Source organism: Streptomyces alkaliphilus (assembly GCF_014141535.1).
GTDB classification, from domain to species: Bacteria; Actinomycetota; Actinomycetes; order Streptomycetales; family Streptomycetaceae; genus Streptomyces; species Streptomyces alkaliphilus.
On the sequence record NZ_VKHT01000893.1, the window covers coordinates 1 to 2,066 of the forward strand.

Annotated in this window: 1 protein-coding gene; it reads right to left on the bottom strand. The window is 70.8% G+C overall.

Annotation, left to right across the window (positions count from 1 at the left end; genetic code table 11):
• Positions 1 to 108 precede the first annotated feature (108 nt).
• Positions 109 to 1,902, bottom strand: coding sequence for an aspartate--tRNA ligase (aspS, locus tag FNQ90_RS20885; RefSeq protein ID WP_182607767.1), 1,794 nt, complete (start codon positions 1,900 to 1,902; stop codon positions 109 to 111).
• Positions 1,903 to 2,066 lie beyond the last annotated feature (164 nt).

The following is a 2,066-nucleotide window of genomic DNA, read 5'->3' on the forward strand; positions in this document are numbered from 1 at the left end:
CCCCGGGACCCCCGCTCCCCGCCGGGGAACGCCGCCGCCCCCGGCGCCCGCACAGGGGCACCGGGGGCACCGGGGGCGACAGGAGCGACGGGAAACCGCTCCGGAGCGTCAGTCCTGCGGCTTCGGCTGCTTGCGCAGCGCCAGGTGCAGCTCGCGCAGCCGCTTGTCCTCCACCTCGCTCGGCGCGCCCATCAGCAGGTCCTGCGCGTTGCCGTTGAGCGGGAAGGCGATGGTCTCGCGGATGTTCGGCTCGTCCGCCAGCAGCATGACGATCCGGTCCACGCCCGGCGCGATCCCGCCGTGCGGCGGGGCGCCGAAGCGGAACGCCCGCAGCATGCCGCCGAACTCGCGCTCCACGTCCTCCTTGGAGTACCCGGCGATCTCGAACGCCCGGTACATGATCTCCGGCTCGTGGTTCCGGATCGCGCCGGAGGACAGCTCCACACCGTTGCAGACGATGTCGTACTGCCAGGCCAGGACGTCCAGCGGATCCTTGGTGTCCAGCGCCTCCAGGCCGCCCTGCGGCATGGAGAACGGGTTGTGCGAGAACTCGATCGCGCCGGTGTCCTCGTTCCTCTCGAACATCGGGAAGTCCACGATCCAGCAGAACCGGAAGACGTCCTCCTCGAAGTGGCCGGCCCGCCTCGCGGCCTCCACCCGCACCGCGCCCATGATCCGGGAGACCTCGTCGAAGTCGCCGGCGCCGAAGAAGATCGAGTACCCCGGGCCCGCGCCCAGCGCCTCCAGCAGAGCCTTGGTGTTCTCCTCGGTGAGGAACTTGGCGATCGGGCCGGTCAGCGAGACGGCGCCGTCCTTCTCCGCCACCCGCACCCAGGCCAGGCCCTTGGCGCCCTGCTCGACGGCGAACTCGCCGAGCTGGTCGAAGAACTTCCTCGGCAGCGCCTCGGTGTCCGGGACGGCCAGGGCGCGCACGTGCTTGCCGGCGAACGCCTTGAAGTCCGAGTGCGCGAAGACCTCGGTGACGTCGGTCAGCTCCAGCTTCGCCCGCAGGTCCGGCTTGTCCGAGCCGTACCTCAGCATCGCCTCGCGGAACGGGATGCGCGGGAAAGGCGAGGTGACGTGGCGCCCGCCGCCGAACTCCTCGAACAGCTCGGTCATCACCTTCTCGATGACACCGAAGACGTCCTCCTGCTCGACGAAGCTCATCTCGACGTCGAGCTGGTAGAACTCGCCCGGCGAACGGTCGGCGCGGGCGTCCTCGTCACGGAAGCAGGGCGCGATCTGGAAGTACCGGTCGAAGCCGGCGATCATCAGCAGCTGCTTGAACTGCTGAGGGGCCTGCGGCAGCGCGTAGAAACGACCGGGGTGCAGACGCGAGGGCACCAGGAAGTCCCGCGCGCCCTCGGGGGAGGTCGCCGACAGGATCGGGGTGGCCAGCTCGTTGAAGCCCTGCGCGGTCATCTTCTGCCGAATCGCGGAGATCACCGCCGAGCGCAGCATGATGTTGCGGTGCATGCGCTCCCGGCGCAGGTCCAGGAAGCGGTACTCCAGCCGCAGCTCCTCGTTCACGCCGTCCTCGGCGTTGATGGTGAACGGGATCTGCTCGGAGGCGCCCAGCACCTCCACCCCGCCGGCCGACTCGCCGCCGATCTCCACCTCGATCTCGCCGGTGGGCAGCTCCGGGTTGACGTTCTCCTCGCCGCGCGCCACGACCCGGCCGTCCACCCGCACCACGGTCTCCTTGGACAGCGAGCCGAGCAGCTCGTTGGCCTCGGTGCCGGGGCGGACCACGAGCTGGGTGATGCCGTGGTGGTCGCGCAGGTCGATGAAGAGGATGCCGCCCAGGTTCCGGCGATTGTGCAGCCAGCCGGACAGCCGGACATCCGTGCCGATGTCCGCGGGTCGCAGCTCGCCGCAGGTGTGGGACCGGTACCGATGCATCGCTCGCTCAATCCAAGTCGTCGGGGGCGTCGGGACCGACCGGGCCGGCCGGTCCGCGGGGCACGGCCGCGCGGGCGCGGGCCGGCCGGGTGGTGGACACCTCAGACTACCGCCCGGGCCCGTTCGGGTGCCCCTTCGGCCGGCGACGGAGGGCGGTGGGAGGG

Excerpts from the sequence above, each read along its gene's own strand:
- aspS (WP_182607767.1), bottom strand. The coding sequence starts at position 1,902 with ATGCATCGGTACCGGTCCCACACCTGCGGCGAGCTGCGACCCGCGGAC.